Raw genomic sequence first — 21,146 nt, 5'->3', positions numbered from 1 at the left:
CGTCTCGGACAGACCGTCGTCGAGTCAGGGGCCTGTCGCGCGTTTCGCGGAGGAGTTCATTTCTCAGTCGCCCCATCGGCCACATGCGCCCCATCGGACCGGCTGGAGGGCTAGTCCTCGGACGGGGTCAGACGGGCGAGCCACCATTTGAGGTGGCGTGCTCGGTCGCGAAGCTCGGCCCGGGGTAGACCTCTCGCGTAGCGCCCCTTGGGGCCGAGCGCGGTTTCGATGACCTGGAGTTGTTGGTTGACTCGGGTGCGTAGGGCGCTGGTGCGTGAGCGGCAGTGATGGGAGCAGTAGAGGGCTGCGGGGCCCTTGACGTCGTGCTCGAATCGGACGGGCTTGCCACATTCGGGGTTGAGGCAGGCCGCGACGGTGCCTAGGGGCTGGTCGTCGAGGGCCAGGTCGAGCACCCGGGGCCAGGCCTTGCTGTTGTCGGGTTCTGGGAGTGGCCCGGTGAGGCCGGTGGGGTATTGGGCCGTCACTTCTCTTGGGTCCACTCGCCGCAACCCTTCGCGACGAAGGCGTGATCGGTGGAGGCGATCGTGACCCTAATCTGCGCTGCGGCGGTCTTGAAGTCATTGTCGATGGTGGCTCCGTTGGCGTCTTGCCGTTCCCAGTAGCAGTCCTCGACGTCCTTCACGACGTAGGTGCCTGGCTTGACGTCGGTGCCGACGACGAAGGTGCCGTCGTTGAACCGAGTCCCTTCGGCCCGTTCCTTGTCTTGGGCTTGGCCCTTCTTCATGGCCGTGCGGTACTCGTTGGCGCGCGGGTGGTCCGGGCAGAGGGTGAGCATCCCCTTGATTTCCTTGGTCTGCACGCTGCTGAGCCCGGAGGGGTAAGTGGTGGCGGGGTCGATGTTGGTGGCGCAAAGTCCCCACAGGACGTCGAGTGAGCTGATCTCGTGGGTCTCCTCGTCGCCGTACGCGGTGTCGAGGGCAGCCATCTCCTCGGAAGAAATGTCCGCTACGCCGTTGGACTCTGCTTCGCAGTCCTCTCCGCTCTCTCTGGCGTCGAAGGCTGTCTCGAATGTGGTGCCACCGCAGGTGTAGGTGAGCACCGCGTAGGAGTCATTGGAGCCGTAGGCGTCGGGCGTGCTGCTGGAGGTGCTCGTCGTGGTGCTTGTGCCGCTGATGTCCGCAGCGAAGGTGCTGCTCGGGGCCGGCGTCTCCGGCGCGATGCCACAGGCGGTCAGGCTCACTGCCGCAGCGGCGGCCAGGACGAGGGGGCGCATGGGCGTCAGTATGGCCCTGCCGCGGGCCGGATGGGCTAGAACTCGGCCTCGTCGTCTTGGTCGTGGAGGGTGCGCACGCCGGGGGGGCAGGTGGGGCAGGGCGCGACGGTGGTGTGGCCGCGGTGCCCTTCGAGAGTGAGCCAGCCGTGGTCGCAGTCGGGTCGGTTGCAGGGCGTGGGGTCTTGGTCGTGGAACGCGGCGGCTGTGGGGTGGTCGGCTTCGGGGTCGAGTTCGCGCAGCAGACCGGCGAGGACGACGGCGGGTCGGGTGTTGATGTGGTCGGCGGTCAGCTGTCCGGCGTGACCTCGCCTCGTGGCGAGGTCGGCTAGTGCGATGGCGACGTCTTGGGCGCTCCAAGGTGTGGCTGCGGTGGCGAACCGGGCCAGGGGGGGCCCGAGTCGGCCGGGTCGCTCGGTGCGCAGCCAGGGGAGGAGCTTTCGGAGGTCTTCCCCGAGCCGGGTGCCGGCTCTGCGGGCAGCCGGGACCCTCCTTGTCGAGGCCCGCGGCGGAGCCGCGTCCTTTGTGTCGCCGCTTGCGGCGCTAGGGGAGAGAAGTTTTAGGTGAGATTTTTGAGAGGTCTTGGACCTCTTAGGAGGGGTGAAAACGTCCACATGCTCGACGGCGGTTTTCCCCAGGTGTGAGGGGCTGGTGAAAGCCACTTCTGTAGCGAGCCCGCGCTGGTGGGAGCCGCTGCGGCGGGCTCGCATGCGCTCGGCCCAGGTGAGCATCCGGCCTTTCTGGATGACGACCTCCAGGCCCATGTCGCGGGCGACGCGCTGGGCGTTTTGGACCTGTCTGGTGGTGCAGTCGAGCACGGAGGCGAGGGTGTCGGGTCGCACGATGGCTCCGCGGCCAGTGGCAGCGTGGGCGTAGCCGGAGCGCACGAGCAGGTAGCGGCGCAGGAGGTCCTCGGAGACGCGGCCTGCGCGCTTCTCGGGCATGAGGGCGATCGCGGTCGGCACGACGTAGGTCAGCCAGTGCTCGCGGGAGCGCCACGCCTGGATGCCGCTGTAGGCGCCTTCGGGGGTCTCGTAGTGGACTCCTGCGGGGTTGGTGGTGCGTGCGCGCCACCTGTCGGTTTGGTGGCGGCGGGGGAGTAGCTGAGGGGAGCGCAGGCATCGTCGCTGAACCCACGCGCTTAGCCCTTCGGGGCATTCGCGGCTGGTCAGTGCCAGACGTCGACGCTCTTTGGGGTCGTCGGGCAGCACCGCGGTGTGGGTGTGCTCGACCGTTTGGCGCACGATCGGTGTGTGGCAGCCGTGGCGATCTGGATATCCGCTAGCGGATTCGGTTAGAGTGGGCAGCACAAAGCCACCTACCTCCCTGTCGGAGAAGGTTCAGATTGGGACTGAGCGCCAACTCAGTCCGCTGCTACAGACGTTGAGCTCCGGTTGCCGCCGGGGCTTTCGTCATGTTCGGGGCCTTGCCCCGATCACGTCATCCGGTGAGAGGCAGCTCCTCGCGCTGCTTGTCGGCAGGAGGTCCGTCAGGGGCTGGAGCCAGGTGCGGCAGGCCAACCTCGCGGGCAAGGACGGCAGAGACGTAGCCGGTCACGGTGTAACCCGCTTCTTCGGCACGTGCGCGGACAACGCGCCCGATGTCTTCGTGCGGACGGATCATCATCGCGTCGCGAGGGCCCTTGTGCGGGCGGCCGCCTTGACCTCTCTTCTGTCCCATGCGCCACAGACTCGCAGAAGAAACAGAAACCGCGGCGGATGTTGCGCGCGTGTCTTCAAGATTCATTGGTTCTGTCCGTTTCGGAGCGTTTCGTCGAGACGGTGGCGCTGCTCTTCTTGCCGCTCGGGGCCCTCTTTGCAGGCGTCGTAGTGCTGGTCGCGGCCGGCGCGATGGTCTCGCCGGCGTCGTAGGGGCGGCCAGGGTCGCCTTCGAGCGCGTAGAGGCGGGTGGTCTGTCCGCTGTTGGCGATGATGAGGCCTCGCCCCTCTCGCGTGGTGGCGACCGGGACTCCTGAGGGGTCGTCGACTGGCTGGTCGATCGCCCGCGCTTTGGTGATCTTTTTGGCGACGTAGTCCTGTGACCAGGCTGCGTCGTTGGTGATGCCAAGAGTCCGCCAGTCGTCGGGCAGCGCCCGTGTGGCACCGCTCTCGGCGTCGATCGAGGTGGAACCTGCCACGGCCCAGGTGCCGTTGGGGGCGACGTCGAAGTCGCTGCTGGAGGGCTTGCCGTCAGCCGTTGCCTCCCAGACCGACTGCATCTTGTTCTCGGTGGCATAGCCGACAAGGGTCGTGCTGTCGTCGCTGTGGGTCCACGCGACGATGAGGGTGCGTCCTGCGACCCCGAGGATCTCGTGCACCTGCGCGCCCTTGGTCGGCGGCTGGAGCTCGCTGGGGGAGGGGGCGGTGCTCTCGTCGGTCAGGTGCCACCACTGGCCGACGTCGTTGACGGCGGTCACGCTCCCTTCGTCGTCGGCTCCGATGACGTGGGCTCCGGCCGGAACGACCCGCCGCTCCAGCTGGTCACCGTTGAGGACGAGTGCTGTGGGTGAGTCGTCGGCGGCCAGTACCGGAACGGGGCTACGAGGAACGAGCTTGACGTTGGCTTCGGTGAAGTCCCACTGGGTGGGTGTGGGCGCGGTTCCTGCGGACCCGTTGTTGGGCCAGACGAGGAGCTTGTTGTCGGTGGCGGCCGCGATGGCCTCGCGGCCGTCGTAGGAACTCAGCTGCGGGGGCCCGCTGAGGGGCCCGGGCAGGGGCGAGGTCCACAGGGTCGCGCCGTCGTAGGGCCGCAGTGCTCCCAGCGCCGTTCCGTCGTTCGTGGCGAACGTGGCGATCACGCTGGTCTTGGTCGACAGGACGGTGTTGTCGGCGCTGTTCCGCTCGAGTTCGGGGGAGACCCACGCTGCCCGTCGTGCCCATCCCTGGACGGGCACGACGGGCGCTTCACCTGCCGGTGCTGCGGTGGGCGTGTAGACGCTCTGGGTGTCGCGGGAGCTGAGTGCCCATGCGGCTCCGAGTCCGCCGACGCTGAGCGTGAGAGTTCCGGCGACGAGCACGGCGAGGGTCCGGTTAGTGACTCCGGCGGCGTTGAGCCGGCCCTTCCGGCCGTCCTTGGTGTCGTTGGTGTTGAGGTCCCAGGACCGCCCGTCTGCGTGGACGACCATGAGCCAGGTGGTGTCGCTGGTGTCGGTGGCGCTAACGCGCACGGCCCGCATGGGCCGGGTCGAAGCGATGCGGGCGGCAGCGTCCATGAGGCTGGTGATCGGGTCTGCGTCGTCGACGTCGACAGGTTTGCCGTCGAGCTCGCCTCGCATGTGGCCGTCGTCATCGGCGTGCACGCGCACGTTGACGACGGGGAAGGACGGCACGGATGAGGGATCGAAGACTTCTTCGCCCGTGGTCTCGTCGATAGTCGTCATGGTCCTTCCTTCCTCAGTAGGTCTGCATGTCGGTGACGCGCCACGGCTTGCTCTCGGTGGTGCGCTGGAGGGCGACGGTCATGGTGCTGGTCGTGGGCTTGCCGATGGGCTTGCGGCTGCGGCCGTAGGTCGTGACCTCGACCTGAACCACGCGGTCTGCGGTCAGTCCCTTGGTCGGGTCGGCGCCCGAGGGCGTGACGTCGGTGACGGTGGCTTTGGTCCACGCGGACTTCTTGGCCAGGGCGGCCCATCCCGCGCCGCCGGGGAGGCCCTTGGCGACTTCCTTGGCGAGATCGGGTGTCAGCCAGTGCGCTGCCCGACGCTGGGCATCGCTACGGCTGTTGTCGATGCGGGTGTCGATGGTCTCGACGGTCTGCACGTAGGCGGCTGCGACGGCAGCGGCATTGCGGTCGTTCACGCTGTCCGTCTTGGGCAGGGGACCTCGTGGCGTGCTCGTGCCCTTGGCGGGTTTGGCCGTTGGCCTGCCCTCAGTCGATGTTGCGCTGGCCGTCGTGGACGTCTTCGCTGCGGTCGTGCCGCGTGGCGATGAGCTGGAGGTCGTAGGTGCGGCAGTGCTGGTCGGTGCAGGTGGCGCGCTGCTGGTTCCGCAGCCGGTGGTCAGGAGGGCCACGGCCAGGACAGCGGACGCGGCGGAGGTCTTGGTGATCACCATGTGATGCCCTGTTCTCGCATGAAGGGTGTGGGGGAGACGGGGGTCCCGCTGAGGCCTCCGCCCCCGGCGGGTGCTCCGGTGCGCACCTCGAAGTGCAGGTGCGCGCCGGTCCCGACGCCTGTTGCTCCGACTTTGCCGATCTCGGTGCCCGCTGTGACTTTCTGGCCGACGCGGACGCCGATCGCGGACTGGTGGGCGTAGCCGGTGCGCACGCCGCCGCCGCAGTTGATGAAGGTGATGTTGCCGTAGCCGCTCATCTGTCCGGCGAAGTCGACGATGCCGCTGCATGCGGCGTAGATGGGCGCGCCATCGGGTGCCCCGAAGTCTTGGCCCTGGTGGTTGGAGGAGCATCCGCCGCAGGGGCTGCCGCGGGGCCCAAAGCCGCTGGTGGGGATCAGGTGGCTGGCGGCCAGTGGTGCTCCCCACTTGCCTCCGACCTTGACGACGTCGCCGAGGAAGGTCGACATGGTCGAGCGGAGCGTGGCGACGTAGTTCTGGGTCTCGGCATAGGGCGGGATGCCGCCGTATTGAGCAACTGCGCCGGGGCCAGCGTTGTAGGCCGCCCAGGCCAGTTCGATGACCGAGGACCCTCCCTGCACCGCGTATCGCTTGACGCTGCCCGCAAGCTGGCACATGTAGCGCGCCTGAGCGTCGATCGCGTCGGCTGGGTCGAAGGGGGAGGCAACGCCGTTGCCGTCGACGTCCCGGCCGAGCGTGGCCCACGTGCCCGGCATGAACTGGGTCAGTCCTTGGGCCCCCACAGGGCTGGTGGCCTTGGAATTCCACCCGCTCTCCTGCTGGATCTGCGCGGCTATGGCCGCAGCGGGGACCTCGGCGCAGACGGTCCCGGCGGCCTCGATGAATTTGCGGTACTCGGCCGGGATCTTGGCGCTGTCGAGGTTGCCCAAGAGTGGGTTGCCCACTCCGGTTTCAACGCTGCGTGAGCCCTGCGCGACGATGGGAACGAGCACCACAAGGAACAGCACAAAGGCGACGAGAGCCCCCCCGAGTGCCTTCACTTTTCCCCCTAAAGCGCGTGTCGCATCCTCGTGTCAGGATGCCTACGGCTGGTCGCTGTCCCTGTGACCATCCGAGGGGGACCACTGTCCGAGCATGACGGCCTGCACATCTGCGCGCCGTAGCCGCCATTGCCCAGCGACCATGAAGCCCGGGAGCTCGCCACGTGCAAGTAGGCGGCTGACCGTCGCGCGGTGCAGGTGCAACACGGTCGAAGCTTCGTCGGTCGTGAGGCTGGGGCCGTAGTCCCGCAGCTCGGGTAGCACGTCGTCCTCCATCGGATGACCTTTCTGATACGTAGAGCATCACACATGCACAGGGGAGCATGCGCAGTATTTACTAAGTCTTTAAACAAATTGCTGTGAACTGGCGTCGCACGAAGGTACTGTCGTTAGTGGAAGACGCTATAGGACGGTCGTGGCCGTCCGCGCGGGTAGGGGGGAAGTTTGATGTCAGACCATTTGGGACAGAATCCGTTCCGTCCGGCAGTTGTGGCTGAGCCGGCACAGGAGCGCGAAGCGGAGCTGCTCTCGCTCGATGACCTGGTGCTTGGCCCCTCAGGTCAAGCGGAGGGTCCGGTACTGCCTCCCGGGACAGGGCGTCAGCGCAGTGGACCTGCGGTGCTGCGCGCGTCCGGGGGTCTTGTCGGGGCACAGGTCGCTGTGGTCGGCCTTCATGGCGGTGCTGGTGCGACGACTGCGCAGCAGGTGCTGGCCCGATTCGCTCCTGACAGTGATGACACTGCATGGGTGCCCGGCCAGGGCGTTGGGCTCATCCCGACCCGGGGCGCGGTGGTGCTGGTAGCCCGCACATCGGGTGTCGGCCTGGAGCGTGCCGCGCAAGCGGCGTGGCAGTGGGGTGCAGGCGACCTTGACGGTGTCGCGCTGCTAGGACTGCTGCTGATCGCGGACGGCCCGAAGCTGGCGAGCGAGCTGGCCTCCCCCCTCAAACGGGTCTCCCGCATGTACCCCCGGACTTGGCGACTGGAGTGGGTGCCCGAGTGGCACCTGAGTGCCACGCCGTCTCTTGAACTCGCCCCCCGCCGAGTGGCCGGGGTAGCGAAGAAGGTCAGCAAGTGGGCCGCGACACGCGGCCTGAATCCCATCCCGAATGAAGGAGTAAACCGATGAACCCCACACCTGTGGCCCCTCCCGGAGCTGACACCCTGATGACCGTCCTCAACTGGGTCATGTGGGCCGCGATCGCCATGGGCGGTTTCGGTCTCATCGTCGCGGTCATCCTGATCTTCTTGGGTGTGATCGACGGCCGCTCTAGTCAGGGAATCCGCGCCTTCCTAGTCGTGTGCGCCGGACTGGTTCTGCTCGGTGTCGTTGGCCAGATCCTGAGTGCACTGACCTGACGATCTAGCTCGTCCAACCCGAAGGGGAGAGACATGGCCAAGAAGAAGAGGTCTGGAATCGCATGGATTGTCGCCGTTGTCGCGGCGGTGGTCCTCGCTGCGGTCGCGCTTGGCTGGGTGCTGGGCTCTCGTGGGGGTGAGGACCCTCCCGTTGCGACGCAGGGCACCTCGGGGAGCCACGCCTCCTCCTCGCCGAGCGAGGTCGCAGAAGAGACGGATGGGATCTGCGGCCTGCCGGTCGGGGATGGAAGGGTGCCCGACGTCGGGCCGGAAGTGACGTGGGAACTCAAGGCTGGGGTGACCATCCCGACCTCGAAGGAGTACGGACCGGGCATCGTCAAGGACGGTGACCGAGCCTGTTTCGCGCACAATCCCATGGGGGCCGTCTTCTTTACCTTGAACCTCCCAGCGATCGACCCCGACAAGCAGGCGGCCCACGTCAAGGGTGCGATTCCCGCTGACAGCGGAGGAGAATCGAACTCGCCCCCAGCTAGCACCGTCCTCACGGTGCGCGGCTTCAAGGTCGAGTCCCCGTCACCGGATCGTGCCGTGGTGACAATCGCATACGAGGTGTCCGGTCAGCCCGGCTACCAGTCGGGCACGTCGGTTCATGAGTGGTCTAACGGGGACTGGAAGTGGCTTGCGGACGACCCGGCCAACACAACCAGTCAGTTTGAGCCCGTGACCTCTCTTGCTGGCTACAGCGCCTGGGGCCCGCGGTGATGCCTGCGGCGTGCAATCCGATGGCCCCAGTCGCCTGCGCAACTGATGACGTTGTGGGGGACGCTGTATCGGGCGCTGCGGATTCCTTTATGGAGCGGTTGGTGCAGAGCACCATGGATGGCCTGGTCGAGATCGTCGGCACCTTCGGCACCTCGATGTTCGCGGTCGATTCACCGAGCGTGGGGACCGATGATGGCCGCGCTTCCTCGACTCTGACGGCGGTCTCCTCGTCGCTGGAGTGGGTGGTGCTGCTGGTGGGGACGTTGTCGATGATGGCTGCGGTCATCCGCATGTTTTGGACGCTCGACGCGGGCACTGAGGGCCGGGTCATCGTGCGAATGATGATCAACGTCGTGGCGTCGAGCTCGCTAGTCATCGGCATGACCACGCTGCTACTGCGTGCCAGTGATGAGTTCTCGCTGTGGGCTTTGTACGCGATCTCGGGGCACCGGGAACAGGACCTCAACACCGGCGACAAGTTCTCGGAGGCGCTGCTCGGAGGAAGCGTTCTCCAGGACGGTCAGATGATGCAAGGCCTGTCGCTGATCGCGATCATCCTGATCATCGTCGCGGCCGCCGGGTCCATCATGCAGTTCCTGTGGATGATCGTGCGTAGCCCGCTGATCATCGCCACTGTGGCGTTCATTCCCGCGTTCGCGGCGTCGAGCGGCTTCCGCACGGGACAGGAGCGGTTCAACAAGGCGCTGATGTTCTTGCTGGCGTGCGTGCTCTACAAGCCGGTCGCCGCGGTGCTGTACGGGCTTGGGCTGCGGATGGTGCAGGGCCAGGGCGACGACAACCCGTTGCAGGAGTTCATGTGGGGGACCACGCTGCTGCTGCTGGTCGGCATCGCAGGGCCAGCGATGGTCAAGTTCTTCGTGGCTGAGGCGGCTGTCGGTACGTCCAACGCGTTCTCTGGCGCGGCGGGCATCGCCGCGGCTGGTGCTGCGGTTTACGGGGCGGCCGCGTTGGGCGCGACGTTCGCATCCGGGGGCGCGTCTGCTGGAGCTGGCGGTGGGGGTGCCGCGGTTGGCACTGCACCGATGAGCGGCGGTCCCGTTCCCTCCGGTGGCGGAGGGACCGGTGCATCACAACTGGCCCCCCGCGCCAGTGGCATGCCGCAGCTGTCCCCCGCACCTGTCGATGATGATGACGACGGTGGTGGCGGATCTCCGCCTCCACCGTCTCCACCGCCTCCACCGCCTGGAGGAGGCACGGTCGCGGAGGGTGCAGCTGCGCCGGGCGGCGTGGGGGGCACACCTGAGTCCCCGTCGGCTGTTCCCGTGGCGGCCCCTGCTGGAGGTTCGCAGAGCCCTACCGGGCAGGCCGCGTCCTCAGGTGACGAGGCACCGAAAGCTGCCAGCACGGGCCCGACTGGTGGCCAGTTGACGAGCGATGCTCCCAGTGGGGCCAATGAGATCCACGGCGCTTCCGCTGCTCCGGCCGTTCCCGGAGGAACGGGTGGTGCCCGTGTGGTGGGTAGCCGCGCTCGGCAGAGCGCGGAGCGTGCCGGGCAGGCAGGTCTGGCCACGGTCTCGGCCACAGGTGCCGCGATTGACGAGATGAGCGAGTCGGCCGGGGCCGGCTCGACGAGGAGGGGATGACGATGACTGAAGCGGTGAAGTATTCGAACTTGTCGCGGCCGAAGGCACCGGGGATTGCTGGATTCTCCCCAGTGCAGTTCCTGACCTTGGTCGCGGCCGTATTCATGGCGTTGATCCTGCTGTTCTTCGTCAACTTCTGGGCGGGTCTGGGCTGGATCGCTCTAGCGTTCGTGGCGATGACGCCGTGGGTCATTGGAACGATGGTCTTCGACTCCAACCCCTACGCGCGGGTGGCCCACCGGGTGCGGTTTGGCCGCGCGACGCGCAAGGGCCTGACGGTCCTGGCTCAGGGCCCCACGGGTCTGGTCTCGCACGGCAGTCTGGACCTGCCGGGGGTCATGGCTGACTCGGAGCTGCTGGAGGCAGAGGACACCTACGGCAATCCCTTCGCGATGATCCACCACCGTTCGGTCGACCACTACTCCGTCGTGATCGACACCCGCCCGGAGGGCGTGGTCGGCCTCGACCAGGAGGACATCGACCGCCGCGCGGCGATGTGGGGCACCTACTTGGCGTCGCTAGCGCGGCAGCGTGACCTCATCGGCGTGCAGGTCGTCGTCGAGACGGTCCCGGACTCGGGCCTGCGGCTGGAGCGTGCCGCGATGGCCAACCTCGACCCGTCTGCGCCGGAGTTCTCGCAGCGGGTCCTGCGCAAGATTGTCGAGACTGCCCCGGCGGGATCGGCGCAGATCACGACGACGGTCACCCTGACCTTTGATGCGGCCAAGCACGACGGCAAGGGCGTGCGGGATGTGGACACGATGGCTGACGACATCGGCACCTGCCTGCCGGAGATGATCTCCACTCTTCGCCTGACGGGGGCAGGGCACTCCCTGCGGTCCCGGGTGGCTGCCGACATCGTCGATGACACCCGTGTGGCCTTCGACCCGAGCGTGGCCACGGCGATTGAAAAGGCCCGCTCTGAGGACGGGACCGGACTGACGTGGAGCGAGTGCGGGCCGGTCTCGGCGCACTCGGGTAAGGACTACTACGCGCACGACGGGTCGGTCAGTACCTCGGTGATGATGGTCGAGCCGCCCAAGGGCGTGTTCTACACGCTGCAACTCAAGGAGCTGCTGCGCCCGTCTGAGCGGGTCGCTCGTAAGCGGGTGGCGTTGCTTTACCGGCCGATGGACCCGGCCTTGTCCGCCCAGTTGGCGGACTGGCGGGTGACGTCGGCGACGTCGAATGCGGATAGTCGTCGTAACACCGGACCGTCTGAGCGCAGGAAGGCCGCTTTGGCCAGCGCAAAGGCTAACGCGAAGGCGGAGGCGGAGGGTGCTCCCTTCGTGCGTATCGGGCTGATCGCTACGGCGACGGTCGAGGACATCGCGGACCTGCCCACGGCGCGGTCGGCTTTGATGAATCTGGCCGGTCAGGCCCGGTTGAAGTTCCGTCCCTGCTGGGGGATGCATGACACCGCCTTCGTGGCGTCGATGCCCTTGGGCATCGTGCTGCCGGAGCGGTCATCTCTGCCGGGCGTCTTGAGGGAGACCATGTAATGGCTGCGTTTGAATCCAAGCCCGGACTCCGTGCGGTCCTGGACACGTTCCTTGGTCGGTCGAGCGAGAGCGTCGATGGCCGGGGCAAGCGCGGCCGACGTCGCCCGGGCGGTGGTTGGGCCACCATCGTCGAGCCCGCGCCGGAGTTCGAGGCTACGAGCAACCAGATTTGCGGGCTGTGGCCCTTCGCGGCCGGGTCGAGCCTGACCGTCGAAGGCGTCCCGTTGGGTCGTCATCAGGAGCGCAAGGCGCTGGTGTGCGCCGACCCCGTGACGTGGTTCATGAAGGGATTCATCCTCAACCCTTCCGCCTTCATTCTGGGCCGACCCGGGTTGGGGAAGAGCACCCTGATCCGTCGCATGCTGACGGTGCTGTCCTCGTGGGGCGTCGTCCCGATGATCCTGTCGGATCTCAAGCCTGACTACGTCGAGCTCATCCGTGCCCTGGGTGGGCAGGTCGTCACGCTGGGTCGTGGGCGCTCCAACATCAACCCACTCGACCCCGGCCCGGCCGCGATGGCGCTGCCGCATCTGGACGAAGAGGAGGCCCGCAAGGTCCGCGCGCAGCTGGAGGGGCGTCGTCTCAACACCCTCGGCGGCCTGTGCGAGCTCGTGCGCGGCGACCGGCTCGAGGATTTCGAGATCACCGCGCTGCGGGTCGCGATCCGGGTACTGGACCCGGACATGGGGACCCCACCGCTGGTCGACGACGTCCGCGAGGTCATTGAGTCACGCCACCCGGAGATCTCCCGAGTGATCCGTGACCGTGGCATCGAATCGCGCTATCACGAGCGGACGGAGCGCCTCATCGACGCTCTCCAGGGCGTGGGCAGCGAAGGTCAGTTCGGTGACACCTTCGCCCGAGCCACGTCGATCCCGATGGTGCTGGACCGGCCGGTGGTCTTCGACATGTCGGAGATCGACGACACCGACACCCACATGCAGGCCGCGCTCCAGCTCGTGTCCTGGTCCTATGGTTCGGCCGCGGTGCAGGGCGCGAAGACTCTCGCGGCCGCTGGGCTGGCCCCGGAGCGGATCTACGTGCTCGTCATGGACGAGCTGTGGCGCATCCTGCGCGCGAGCCTTCAGATGGTCGACCGCATCGACGCGATCACGCGACTGAACCGGCAGCTGCTGCTCCCACAGATCATGTGCACCCACACGATGAGCGACCTCCGGCTGGCCACCGAGGAAGCCACGGAGAAGGCGTGGGGCTTCGTCGAGCGCTCCGAGATGGTCTACCTCGGCGGTTTGGCTCCCAAGGAAATGGGCAACCTCGAAGAGGTGTTCGCGATGCCGGTCAAGGAGCGCCAGATGATCACGACTTGGTCCGACACTGAGAGCGACGGCGAGGATGGGTCGCCTCCCGGCCTCGGTCTGTTCCTGCTCAAGCGCGGCTCACGGCCTGGCATCCCCTTCCGGGTTGACCTCACGGACGACGAGCTCGTGGTGAACAACACCAACACGCGTTGGGCGGCCGTTGAGGCCGACCGTCGCGCGGCCCGGGCGGCACGCGATGCAGCGTGAGCGCCGTGCTGGGCGACTGAACGAGCCGTCGAGCGACCTTGGCCTGTACATGCTGTGCGGCCTGGGCGGGGTGATCCTGCTCGCGGTCCTCGTCGGGTGGACCTCGGCCGTGATCGCAGGGTTGTCGCCGGGCGGCAACCCGCTGGGGTGGGTTATTGATCTGGCCACCGGTGAGGCGACGTGGTCGGTCACCGCCACGTTGGTCGCATTGGTCATTGTGGTCTGTGTCGTCTGTCTGGTCACGGCGGCTGGGCGTGCCGTGCTCGCCCCGAAGGCTGGCGCGTCGCGGGTGGACCACCTGGCTGCGTCGATGTCCAAACCGAGCGACTTTCAGTCCCTGACGATGGCGGCGCTGCGGGGCGACGCGGGGCGTCTGCGCGTGGCAGCCGAGTGCGGCGCTGGGGTCCCGGTGGGCAAAGCCGTCAACGGCGGCACCGCCTTGGGCACGTCGTGGGAGTGGACGCAGTTGTGGATCATGGGTCCGCGCGCAGGCAAGACGAGCTCGCTGTGCATCCCACAGGTTCTGGCAACGGGTGGCCCTGTGCTGGCCACGAGCAACAAGCGTGATCTGCTCGACGCGACGCGTGGCCCTCGGTCGCAGAGCGGGCTGGTGCGGGTGCATGACCCGCAGAGTCTGGCGGGCACCACCGAGCCGTCGTGGTGGTGGTCGCCGTTGTCGTACGTCACCGATGTCACGCGCGCCGACCAGGTCGCTTCGCTGTTCACGGCGGCGGTGCGTGACGCTGACGCGAAGCCCGATGCCTACTTCGACCCAGCCGGGCGCACGCTGGTCTCGGCGCTGTTGCTGGCTGGCGCAAAGGGCAACAAGACGATGGCTGACGTCTTCAACTGGGTGCGCACACCCGACGAGCGGGAGCCGGAGGATCTCCTGCTGGAGGCTGGCGAGGAGTCTTCGGCGCTGGACATCGAGTCCTTCCGCTCGAAGACCGCCAAGCAGCGTGACGGCATCTACGGCACCGCCGAGACGATGCTCTCGTGGCTGCGCAACCCCAGAGTTCAGGCGTGGATCACGCCCGGCGAGGGCCGGGTGGAGTTCAAGCCAGAGGAGTTTGTGCGGTCCAAGGACACGCTCTACCTTCTGTCGAAGGAAGGCCCCGGCTCCGCTCGCGCACTGACCGCTACGTTGACGGTGGCAGTCACGCAAGCGGCTGAGGAGCTCAGCATCGAGCAGGGCGGACGGCTCCGCCGGCCCTTGCTGTGCATGCTCGACGAGGTCGCCAACATCTGCCGGTGGCCTGAGCTGCCCGACCTGTACTCGCACTACGGCTCCCGAGGGATCATCCTCGCGTCCTATCTCCAGTCGTGGTCGCAGGGCGTGCGCGTGTTCGGCCGTCCGGGCATGAAGCAGCTGTGGGACGCAGCGAACTTGCGCGGCGTCGGCATGGGCATCGCGGATGACGAGTTCGCGGGCACGATCTCCCGGCTGGTCGGAGATCACGACAAGCGCACCCGCTCAACCTCGCAGTCGATGCGCTCAGGGTCCTCGACGTCACAGCAGCTGCGCCGGGAAAAGATCCTCGACGTAGACGACGTCTCATCGCTTCCTCAGGGCCGCGCCGTAGCGTTCGCCTCTGGCGTCCCGGCGGTCCTACTCGCGCTCCAGCACTGGAGCACGCTCCCGCAGGCCGACCTCATCAGCGCCAGCATCAAGCACTACGGGGAAGGGAGCGAAGCGGCATGAGCGACGTGGACTGGACGACCCCGGCCGAACCTGCCTCCGTCGACGACACAGATCCCACGCTGGCCTTCGAGTCCCTGCCGGTCTTCGTCAGGGACTTCTTCCTCGAGGTAGCCGTCCGGCACGAGCAGCCGAAGCAATGGTGCCGTCAGTGGTGGGACCACGAGGAGGCCGTCCTGCGCCTGGAGGCCCTGTGGGATGCCTTCGAGGCCCTGCGAGTAGAGCCCGGCACGGGGACTGCGGTCTGGATTCGCGACTATCTCGATCCGACGGTTGCTGCGTTGACCAACCCTGACAGCACGCCGTTCAAGCGGTGCGACGCGCGCAAGGACCAACACCAGGCCGACCCCGCATGGCCCGTCGACGAGCCCCCCGAGGGCATGTTCCGCACCTACAGCGCTTCGTCGGCGGCGGATGAGTCCTCCGCCGACGAAGCCGAAGGGTGACGATCTAGCGGCCCATGTCCCTCTCGGCCGTCTTGCCCGCGCTGCGGGTGTTTTTTCGCGCCTTGGGGTGGCGCTTGGCCTGGGCTCCAGCGGTCGGGGTCGATCCGAAACCGCGCGCGGTATTGGTGCGGACCTGCTGTGAGCGTGGCGGAACACCGGCCTGCTCCATACCCTCGGCATCTGCCCGACTCTCGTTGGCTGCAGCGTGGTCGGCCTCGGCCTGTGCATCCGCGCGAACAGCCATCCCTTCTGCCTCGCGCGCGTCCACGCTTTCCTCGATCGCTAGTCCTGAATCGCCCTCGACCTCGGCCGCGCCCTCCCGACCGCGTTCCTCGCTGCCTCGGTTCTCCCAGCCTGCGGACTCGGTGCGCTCACTGGCCTCGGCGGCGCGGTCGGCAGCCTCAGCCGCCCGGTCGCCGGCGGCGTTGAAGGCCGTTTCTGTCAGGGTGGGCTCGCTCTCGCGACGGAAGCGCTCAAGGTCGACTCCCAGACGCTCAGCCATCGTGGCCTCCAGCGCATCGCGTGCCTGGACAGCTCCCGGTTGCCCTAGGTCAGCATTCGCCTCGTACCAACGCTGCTCCAGATCGTCCGTGGTGGCGCTCTCGCGCCAGTCCGGGTCCATGGCCTCGACGAGCCGGTCGTCACCGACCGCGACGCCTTCCGGGTCGGTCGCCATCGTGGCCTCTTCATGCTCCATCAGCGGCCGAGGCGTGCGCGGGTCACGCTCGGCATCCCAGGTAGCGTCGAGGAACCACGACGGGACCTCGCCGTTGGCGGTGAACTCGCCCGCTGCTGCCATCACTCGTTCGTGATCCATCGTCGAACTGCCGTCAGCCTCGAAGGACAGCTCGACGCGGGCGATGTGCTGCTTGGTCCAATCGGGGGACTCGGCGCGCATCGCGCGGATCTCCTCGCGGATCTCTTCGTACTGCTGGAGGTCGCTGGGCTGTCCCGGCTCCGTTCGGGGCTGGCCTTGGCCGCGGTCTGCGCGGACTTCGTCCTGCGCTCGTGCGACGTGCTCACGCAACGCGTGGGGGTCGACTCCCCACCGCTGTCTCGTCTGCTCGGCCAAGGACGCCTCGGCCGCTGCGGCGCGTGGATCGACGTCAGCCCATGCCGCTGCGGTCGACCACGCGGCAGCGACGGTCTCGGGGTCGGCCTGAGCGAAGCGCCGCGGGTCGGCGACGGGCTCGTAAGCAGCGCGGGCTGCGTCGCGGGCAATGTCCAGTTGCTCGCGGATCTCGGACGCCCGCTCGCGACTGGCTTCGGCAGCGCGTCGTTCCTGCTGGGCCCTCACGCGCGCCAGCTGCTCAGCGGCCTGCGATCCGAGCATCAACGCCATCCGGATGGCTCGGGTGGCGTCGCTGGTGACCTCGTCAAAGTTCTCGCTCATCGTCCTCGCTCTTCCCCTCGTGTTGTGGTGTCCCTAGTCGTACGCCGTGCGCCCGTGGGTGGCTTGGTCGCCGGGGCCGCGCTCTGCGCGGTAGCGGCCTTGCGCAACCCGCTGGCCACCGACTGCAACTCGGTCCTGGCAGCGGTCTCCAAGCGCTCAGCACGCACGAACTCGCCGCGCGCTCTCTGGGCCCTATGAATGGCCTGGTTGACGCGGGAGAACTGCTGCCAGACCGCCCACCAACCCGCCGCGTCCGACTTGGACCCGGCGCGCATCAGGAGATTCATATGGCGACAGGCCACGCGGACCTCTTCCGCTGTGGAGTGGTTGAAACCGTGGCGCGTTTGCGCGCCTCTGGCCAGCTCCTGCGTGGTCGCCGCGAGGAGTTGGTGCTGTCGTCCACCGGAGCCCTGGGTCATTTCGCTCGCGACGGCGGCCGCGTCACGGCTTGCCTGTGCCCACGCCCCGGCGTCCTGAGGATCGAGGTTTTCGATCCTGGTGGCCCACGTCGCCAATGCCTGCTGTGCGGCGTTCCACGACGGGGCCCATGCCGGCACGGCCTGCGATCTGCGAACGCCCTCACCGCCCTGCCAAACCCTCAGCGCCTCGGCGCGCTCATGTGGGGTGTCGTTCCACATCTGCCGAAGCTTCGGCAGCGTCAGGTCCCGACCGAGTTGCCCACCGCCAAGCCACTGCTGGTCCTGTCCGTCACGGAATCGGAACGACGCCCCAATGACGCTGTCGGTTCCTCCCTTGGCGAAGCGGGGACGTACCTGCACTCCTTGGCGCAGGACATCTGCAATGAACTGCTTCTCGGTCGCGGCGTGCGCCGCTGCGGTGCGCACGACCAGTGCCAGTCTTTGACGCTCTGGAATCTCCTTGTGGCCAGTTTCCTTCGCCTCGTCAGCACGTCGCCATTCCCCACGACTGGTGCCCGGCATCCCCCGCTGCTCGGCCGTGTCCTTGACCTTGTTCAACCCGTACTTTTCTTCCAACTCATCCGCGATTGCTCGAGAGCGCAGCTTGCTGCGATGCACGTTCGCCCACCGTCCGTCATCACGTACCAGTGACAGCGCGACGTGCATATGGTCGTTCCCGGTTGCGGATTTGCCGTGTCGCCAAGCCGCCCACCGGCAGTCCGCTTCCCCTTCGTTGCCTGCGAGCTTCATCTCGCGCACCCAATCGCTCGCGATACGCCCCCATGTCTCATCGGACAGCTCGCCCTCGTCGGCACGGAGTGAGAACACGACGTGCATCACGTGCGGCCTGTTCCACCCGGTGCGCTCCTGACGCTCCTCCGACACCCAAGGTGCCTCGACTCGAAACTCATCCGCCTGGGCGGAGCCGGCTCCAGCCTGGCTCCCCTCGCCCACCGCGACGGCTCCAGCCGCGACCGGCACGCTGGCCTCGTCTCGAAAGAACCGCCACGATGCTTCGATGTGCCTGCCCTCAGCCCGGGCGTCGGTCGACGACAGCGCCGCATCGTCGAGCAGGGTTGCACGCTCGCCACGGAAGAACATTGACGATGATCCCAGGGTCATCTCACTCGCGCCCGTGGACGCGATCATGCGCTGATCTGTGTGCTCCTCAGCCTTGCCAGGACCCCACAGGTAGGCAGCGAGGCCGGGCAGGTCACTGCCTGGCTTAACGAGCTTGACGATCACAACGGCCCCCTTCGGCCATCGTAGGAAAACCGCTCGCTGAACTCGTTGAGGAATCCGTCGACCTTTTGTGACCCGCGCTGCATCATCGACAGCGCCTCCGGGATCTCCTCGGGCAGCCTCCCAGTGGAGTTGGCGACCTTCGCCAACTGATTCAGCAACCCCGTGGCCACCGCTAGCAACTGCCGCGTGCTGCGCAACTCGTCGACTAGCTCGGCAGTCTTCTGGGCACTCTGAGTGCCGCCAGACATCGCCGCACGCATGAGGACGTTCTGCAAGGAAATCCCCTGGGCAGCGGCCAGCCCGAAGAGCATCCGGTACTCGTCGTCGGTGCACGTAACCACCACCCGGTGGCTACGTGGATCCTGCGCATTCATGCGCCGACGCCCTGGCGCACTCTTCGATCGGGACACGCCCTCCGACTCGGCCACGCCGCCCACCTCCTTTTGCCAGCGCAGCGACCCGCCGAACGGCGGGACTCCACACCCAAAGTGTGGCACCGATCGAGTGGGAACGCGAGATCGGAACGAAGTTATGGCACATAACTCTCCATCTTGCTGTCTGTATCGAGTTTTGAGGGTTTCCTGATCAGAACGCGTCGGTCGTGTACGGCGCTTGGGGGAACGGGTGGTGGTCGGGGTCGTCCCGGAAGTCGCCTCCGCCGGTACTCTGGGCAACATGAGCAGCGACATCACGCCCGAGGGAGCAGCGGCCGCCGCCCGCGACCTACTGAACGATCGCATCGCGATCATTGAGAAGCTGGCCGGTTCATCGGCCCAGCTCGCACAGGCCCAAGAAGCCCTCAGCTCGGCCGAGCGAAACTACGCCTCCCAGTGGTCCGACGCCGAGCGCGCCGGGTGGTCCGTTGCCGAACTGCGCAAGGTCGGCCTGGTCGAGCCAGGACGCAAGCGGCCAGGGCGACCGCGCAAGGCCGCCAAGCCGCCGACAACTACGCGCCCACCTGAGGCAAATTGACGCGTGACGGCGATAGGGAGGACTTTTGGGCTAGTCCCCGATCCCTCTCTCACGCCCTCGCCCGCGAGGACTGCTGGGAGGCGGGCGTCGCGCACTGTAGGGCCGCTCCCCCATGCCTAAGTTCGGCGGTCGCCTGACAGCTGCGCTGGGTGGCGTCGGGGATGCCGCCTCAGCGATGGCCATTGTGGTTCTTAGGCTCATCAGTGGCTCGTCGTGTGCCTTGATCTGTGTCCAAGCTGAGCGCGCCTGCGGGTCCGCAAAAGTGAATCGTTCGTGCGCTGCGTGCATCGCTTTCACGCTCGCGCTGTAGCGGTCGAGCTCCCCGGGCGAGAGTGCGCGGGACATGCCCTGGTGAAGTGCGGAGGTGGCGCCCTCGACGCGCTCGGGCGAAGGAGGGCGATCACTGTGGAAGAGCGTGGACGCGTCGCGGGTGACAACCCTGATGCTGTCCACGTCGCCGCTCATGGCGATCGACTCGACGGTGCCGGGCAGGCTGGCCACAGCGGCGTCGTGCGCGGCCGGAGGGGTCCACCGCGCATCGGAACCGGCAAGGGCGTCCCGGTAGTAGCGCTCCATCGTCCCCAGCCGACTCACCTCGGGCTGTACGGCCACAACCACGGCGTCGACCCGACGGCCGTCTTTGCGGGCAGCTCGGGCTGCCTCCAATGGCACCTGAGCGTTGCGCCACGTGCCCTCGATCAGCATGGAGTAGCCCTGATCGCGGGCGTGGTCTACGCACATTTGAATCCAGCGGCCCGCGGCCTGTGCGGTCACGTCTGGCATGCGCAGGGGGTCGGCTTTCAACGTCTCGACGTAGGCCGGGTGGAATCGTCGGTATTCATCCCCGACGATCGCCACGACGCTGCCGCTTGCGGCGGCGGTCGCCAAGTCTGCGGCCCGACTCTTCCCTGCGCCTGGCTGGCCGCCCAGAAGCATCGTGACTGGACGCTCGGAGCGCTCAGCGCGAGCGAACACGCGAGGACGAATGTCCTGCTCCCAGATCGCGCGCAGCTCGTCTTCGCCGAGGTTCACGCGGCGGCGGCCTTGGGCCCCGCCCCCGCGTCGATCTCCGCACGACGCTCATTCCAACGGACGATCGCGGCGGCCTGTGCCTGCCGATCCGTTGCGGTGATCTCACGCCGCTCGTCAGCCAGCGCGAACGACTCGCGTCGCCACGCATCTGCCTGTGCGCCGTCACCGGCCGCACGCGCCTTGCGCTCGGCGTTGATCAACCAGCCGTCGAGGCGCGTCCACGCCTCCGCGCACACGTCGTAGAGGACGACGTCGTCCCACGTCTCGAAGTCCTGAATCTTCTGCTCTGCGCTCATGCTCTTCCCCTTCATGCCGCGCCCGTGGTCACGGGCAGCTCGTCGTCGGTTATGTCGTCGTCGTAGCGCGCCGCGAGGGACGGAACCTCTCCCCTGATGATGCGTCCCACGGTCGCACGAGGCACGCCGCACGTCGCGGCGATCGTGCGCTGCGGGCTGCCCTGCGTGGCCATCGTCTTGATGAGCCGGTACTGCTCGCGGGTGACCTGCGACTGCCGGCCGAGGACCTTCCCGGCTGCGCGAGCCGCCTCCAGCCCAGCGGCGGTCCTCTCCCGGATCAGATCCCGCTCGAACTCCGCAAGAGCGGCCATGACGTGGAACATGAGCTTCCCGCTGGGGGTTGTGGTGTCGAGTCCTTCGGTGAGGCTGCGCAGCTGCACGTTGCGGCGCTCGAGATCGTTGACCAGATCGACGAGGTTCGAGACCGACCGTCCGAGCCGGTCGAGTTTCCACACCGTGAGCACGTCCCCCGCCTGGAGATCACCCAGGAGTCGGTCGAGACCCGGACGGCTCGCCTTCGTGCCGCTCACGTGGTCATCGACCAAGTGCGCCGTGTCCACGCCTGCGGCGAGCAACGCGCGGCGCTGTGCATCGACGTCCTGCGCTGTCGTCGACACGCGCATATAGCC

23 protein-coding genes are annotated in these 21,146 nt (G+C 67.4%); 10 read left to right on the top strand and 13 right to left on the bottom strand.

The window, feature by feature from the left end; all coding sequences use genetic code 11:
* Positions 1 to 481 precede the first annotated feature (481 nt).
* The 5 genes from JLI01S_RS12670 to JLI01S_RS12655 form a co-directional block, all read right to left on the bottom strand.
* A complete protein-coding gene (locus JLI01S_RS12670; RefSeq protein WP_068265158.1) occupies positions 482 to 1,234 on the bottom strand; it encodes an Rv1352/Rv1906c domain-containing protein in 753 nt (250 codons plus the stop codon).
* Positions 1,235 to 1,269: 35 nt separating this feature from the next.
* Positions 1,270 to 2,475: a hypothetical protein gene (locus JLI01S_RS12665; RefSeq protein ID WP_157074952.1), complete on the bottom strand. Its 1,206-nt coding sequence runs from the start codon at positions 2,473 to 2,475 to the stop codon at positions 1,270 to 1,272.
* Between the two features lie 196 nt (positions 2,476 to 2,671).
* Entirely contained in the window at positions 2,672 to 2,911 is a 240-nt protein-coding gene (locus tag JLI01S_RS17005; RefSeq protein ID WP_157074951.1) for a hypothetical protein, read from the bottom strand.
* A 55-nt stretch (positions 2,912 to 2,966) separates the two neighbouring features.
* Positions 2,967 to 4,610: a hypothetical protein gene (locus JLI01S_RS12660; RefSeq protein WP_068265154.1), complete on the bottom strand. Its 1,644-nt coding sequence runs from the start codon at positions 4,608 to 4,610 to the stop codon at positions 2,967 to 2,969.
* 13 nt (positions 4,611 to 4,623) lie between these two features.
* Positions 4,624 to 5,028: a hypothetical protein gene (locus JLI01S_RS12655; protein WP_068265152.1), complete on the bottom strand. Its 405-nt coding sequence runs from the start codon at positions 5,026 to 5,028 to the stop codon at positions 4,624 to 4,626.
* Positions 5,029 to 5,059: 31 nt separating this feature from the next.
* Here JLI01S_RS12655 and JLI01S_RS17165 point away from each other — a divergent pair, with 31 nt between their 5' ends.
* Complete coding sequence (locus JLI01S_RS17165) at positions 5,060 to 5,287, top strand: hypothetical protein (protein WP_068265150.1); 228 nt, start codon at positions 5,060 to 5,062, stop codon at positions 5,285 to 5,287.
* On the opposite strand, the gene JLI01S_RS12645 is transcribed toward JLI01S_RS17165, so the two are convergent.
* Positions 5,277 to 6,206: a peptidoglycan DD-metalloendopeptidase family protein gene (locus tag JLI01S_RS12645; protein ID WP_169797328.1), complete on the bottom strand. Its 930-nt coding sequence runs from the start codon at positions 6,204 to 6,206 to the stop codon at positions 5,277 to 5,279. The two genes, JLI01S_RS17165 and JLI01S_RS12645, sit on opposite strands and share 11 nt — an antisense overlap.
* Positions 6,207 to 6,344: 138 nt before the next feature.
* Positions 6,345 to 6,578 (bottom strand): helix-turn-helix domain-containing protein, encoded by a 234-nt coding sequence (locus JLI01S_RS17740; protein WP_068265144.1) that lies wholly within the window; start codon positions 6,576 to 6,578, stop codon positions 6,345 to 6,347.
* 171 nt (positions 6,579 to 6,749) lie between these two features.
* On the opposite strand from JLI01S_RS17740, the gene JLI01S_RS17735 reads away from it, so the two are divergent.
* The 8 genes from JLI01S_RS17735 (at position 6,750) to JLI01S_RS12605 (ending at position 15,160) form a co-directional block, all read left to right on the top strand.
* On the top strand, positions 6,750 to 7,430 hold the full coding sequence (locus tag JLI01S_RS17735) for a DUF6668 family protein (RefSeq protein ID WP_369407379.1): 681 nt from the start codon (positions 6,750 to 6,752) through the stop codon (positions 7,428 to 7,430).
* Between the two features lie 38 nt (positions 7,431 to 7,468).
* The gene (locus JLI01S_RS12635) at positions 7,469 to 7,660 is read left to right on the top strand and encodes a hypothetical protein (protein ID WP_157074950.1); all 192 of its coding nucleotides are present in this window, start codon (positions 7,469 to 7,471) and stop codon (positions 7,658 to 7,660) included.
* 33 nt (positions 7,661 to 7,693) lie between these two features.
* Positions 7,694 to 8,383 carry a DUF8175 domain-containg protein gene (locus JLI01S_RS12630; protein WP_068265138.1) on the top strand — a complete coding sequence of 230 codons (690 nt, stop codon included), beginning with the start codon at positions 7,694 to 7,696 and terminating at the stop codon, positions 8,381 to 8,383.
* Positions 8,384 to 8,484: 101 nt separating this feature from the next.
* A complete protein-coding gene (locus JLI01S_RS12625) occupies positions 8,485 to 9,987 on the top strand; it encodes a hypothetical protein (protein WP_157074949.1) in 1,503 nt (500 codons plus the stop codon).
* Complete coding sequence (locus tag JLI01S_RS12620) at positions 9,984 to 11,489, top strand: SCO6880 family protein (RefSeq protein WP_068265134.1); 1,506 nt, start codon at positions 9,984 to 9,986, stop codon at positions 11,487 to 11,489. The genes JLI01S_RS12625 and JLI01S_RS12620 overlap by 4 nt, the downstream gene beginning before the upstream one ends.
* The gene (locus JLI01S_RS12615) at positions 11,489 to 13,015 is read left to right on the top strand and encodes a putative type IV secretion/conjugal transfer ATPase (protein ID WP_068265132.1); all 1,527 of its coding nucleotides are present in this window, start codon (positions 11,489 to 11,491) and stop codon (positions 13,013 to 13,015) included. Before JLI01S_RS12620 ends, JLI01S_RS12615 begins: the two co-directional genes overlap by 1 nt.
* Entirely contained in the window at positions 13,005 to 14,717 is a 1,713-nt protein-coding gene (locus JLI01S_RS12610) for a type IV secretory system conjugative DNA transfer family protein (RefSeq protein WP_157074948.1), read from the top strand. The genes JLI01S_RS12615 and JLI01S_RS12610 overlap by 11 nt, the downstream gene beginning before the upstream one ends.
* A complete protein-coding gene (locus tag JLI01S_RS12605) occupies positions 14,714 to 15,160 on the top strand; it encodes a DUF4913 domain-containing protein (RefSeq protein WP_068265128.1) in 447 nt (148 codons plus the stop codon). The genes JLI01S_RS12610 and JLI01S_RS12605 overlap by 4 nt, the downstream gene beginning before the upstream one ends.
* A gap of 4 nt (positions 15,161 to 15,164) precedes the next feature.
* On the opposite strand, the gene JLI01S_RS12600 is transcribed toward JLI01S_RS12605, so the two are convergent.
* From JLI01S_RS12600 to JLI01S_RS12590, 3 genes are read right to left on the bottom strand one after another with little or no spacing between them, the layout of a single operon-like run.
* Positions 15,165 to 16,553, bottom strand: a complete 1,389-nt coding sequence (locus tag JLI01S_RS12600; protein WP_068265125.1) for a hypothetical protein — start codon at positions 16,551 to 16,553, stop codon at positions 15,165 to 15,167.
* Positions 16,550 to 18,217, bottom strand: coding sequence for a relaxase/mobilization nuclease domain-containing protein (locus tag JLI01S_RS12595; RefSeq protein ID WP_157074947.1), 1,668 nt, complete (start codon positions 18,215 to 18,217; stop codon positions 16,550 to 16,552). The genes JLI01S_RS12600 and JLI01S_RS12595 overlap by 4 nt, the downstream gene beginning before the upstream one ends.
* Positions 18,214 to 18,645 (bottom strand): plasmid mobilization protein, encoded by a 432-nt coding sequence (locus JLI01S_RS12590; RefSeq protein WP_157074946.1) that lies wholly within the window; start codon positions 18,643 to 18,645, stop codon positions 18,214 to 18,216. Before JLI01S_RS12590 ends, JLI01S_RS12595 begins: the two co-directional genes overlap by 4 nt.
* Positions 18,646 to 18,892: 247 nt before the next feature.
* Between JLI01S_RS12590 and JLI01S_RS12585 the strand changes: the two genes are divergently transcribed.
* A complete protein-coding gene (locus JLI01S_RS12585) occupies positions 18,893 to 19,189 on the top strand; it encodes a hypothetical protein (protein ID WP_157074945.1) in 297 nt (98 codons plus the stop codon).
* 30 nt (positions 19,190 to 19,219) lie between these two features.
* Here JLI01S_RS12585 and JLI01S_RS12580 read toward each other — a convergent pair whose 3' ends face one another.
* From JLI01S_RS12580 to JLI01S_RS12570, 3 genes are read right to left on the bottom strand one after another with little or no spacing between them, the layout of a single operon-like run.
* Entirely contained in the window at positions 19,220 to 20,221 is a 1,002-nt protein-coding gene (locus JLI01S_RS12580) for a zeta toxin family protein (RefSeq protein ID WP_068265115.1), read from the bottom strand.
* Positions 20,218 to 20,517 carry a hypothetical protein gene (locus JLI01S_RS12575; protein WP_157074944.1) on the bottom strand — a complete coding sequence of 100 codons (300 nt, stop codon included), beginning with the start codon at positions 20,515 to 20,517 and terminating at the stop codon, positions 20,218 to 20,220. Before JLI01S_RS12575 ends, JLI01S_RS12580 begins: the two co-directional genes overlap by 4 nt.
* A gap of 11 nt (positions 20,518 to 20,528) precedes the next feature.
* Entirely contained in the window at positions 20,529 to 21,140 is a 612-nt protein-coding gene (locus JLI01S_RS12570; RefSeq protein WP_245634614.1) for a recombinase family protein, read from the bottom strand.
* Positions 21,141 to 21,146 lie beyond the last annotated feature (6 nt).

It is taken from the genome of Janibacter limosus NBRC 16128, from assembly GCF_001570985.1.
GTDB classification, from domain to species: domain Bacteria; phylum Actinomycetota; class Actinomycetes; order Actinomycetales; family Dermatophilaceae; genus Janibacter; species Janibacter limosus.
Note: the sequence above shows the minus strand (reverse complement) of the source record. Positions and strands in the feature narration are given on the sequence as shown.

Bases quoted from the DNA above. Each gene is read 5' to 3' on its own strand.
- JLI01S_RS12670 (WP_068265158.1), bottom strand. From the start codon at position 1,234: ATGCGCCCCCTCGTCCTGGCCGCCGCTGCGGCAGTGAGCCTGACCGCC.
- JLI01S_RS17005 (WP_157074951.1), bottom strand. From the start codon at position 2,911: ATGGGACAGAAGAGAGGTCAAGGCGGCCGCCCGCACAAGGGCCCTCGC.
- JLI01S_RS12660 (WP_068265154.1), bottom strand. From the start codon at position 4,610: ATGACGACTATCGACGAGACCACGGGCGAAGAAGTCTTCGATCCCTCA.
- JLI01S_RS17740 (WP_068265144.1), bottom strand. From the start codon at position 6,578: ATGGAGGACGACGTGCTACCCGAGCTGCGGGACTACGGCCCCAGCCTC.
- JLI01S_RS17735 (WP_369407379.1), top strand. From the start codon at position 6,750: ATGTCAGACCATTTGGGACAGAATCCGTTCCGTCCGGCAGTTGTGGCT.
- JLI01S_RS12635 (WP_157074950.1), top strand. From the start codon at position 7,469: ATGACCGTCCTCAACTGGGTCATGTGGGCCGCGATCGCCATGGGCGGT.
- JLI01S_RS12630 (WP_068265138.1), top strand. From the start codon at position 7,694: ATGGCCAAGAAGAAGAGGTCTGGAATCGCATGGATTGTCGCCGTTGTC.
- JLI01S_RS12620 (WP_068265134.1), top strand. From the start codon at position 9,984: ATGACGATGACTGAAGCGGTGAAGTATTCGAACTTGTCGCGGCCGAAG.
- JLI01S_RS12615 (WP_068265132.1), top strand. From the start codon at position 11,489: ATGGCTGCGTTTGAATCCAAGCCCGGACTCCGTGCGGTCCTGGACACG.
- JLI01S_RS12610 (WP_157074948.1), top strand. From the start codon at position 13,005: ATGCAGCGTGAGCGCCGTGCTGGGCGACTGAACGAGCCGTCGAGCGAC.
- JLI01S_RS12605 (WP_068265128.1), top strand. From the start codon at position 14,714: ATGAGCGACGTGGACTGGACGACCCCGGCCGAACCTGCCTCCGTCGAC.
- JLI01S_RS12600 (WP_068265125.1), bottom strand. From the start codon at position 16,553: ATGAGCGAGAACTTTGACGAGGTCACCAGCGACGCCACCCGAGCCATC.
- JLI01S_RS12585 (WP_157074945.1), top strand. From the start codon at position 18,893: ATGAGCAGCGACATCACGCCCGAGGGAGCAGCGGCCGCCGCCCGCGAC.
- JLI01S_RS12575 (WP_157074944.1), bottom strand. From the start codon at position 20,517: ATGAGCGCAGAGCAGAAGATTCAGGACTTCGAGACGTGGGACGACGTC.
- JLI01S_RS12570 (WP_245634614.1), bottom strand. From the start codon at position 21,140: ATGCGCGTGTCGACGACAGCGCAGGACGTCGATGCACAGCGCCGCGCG.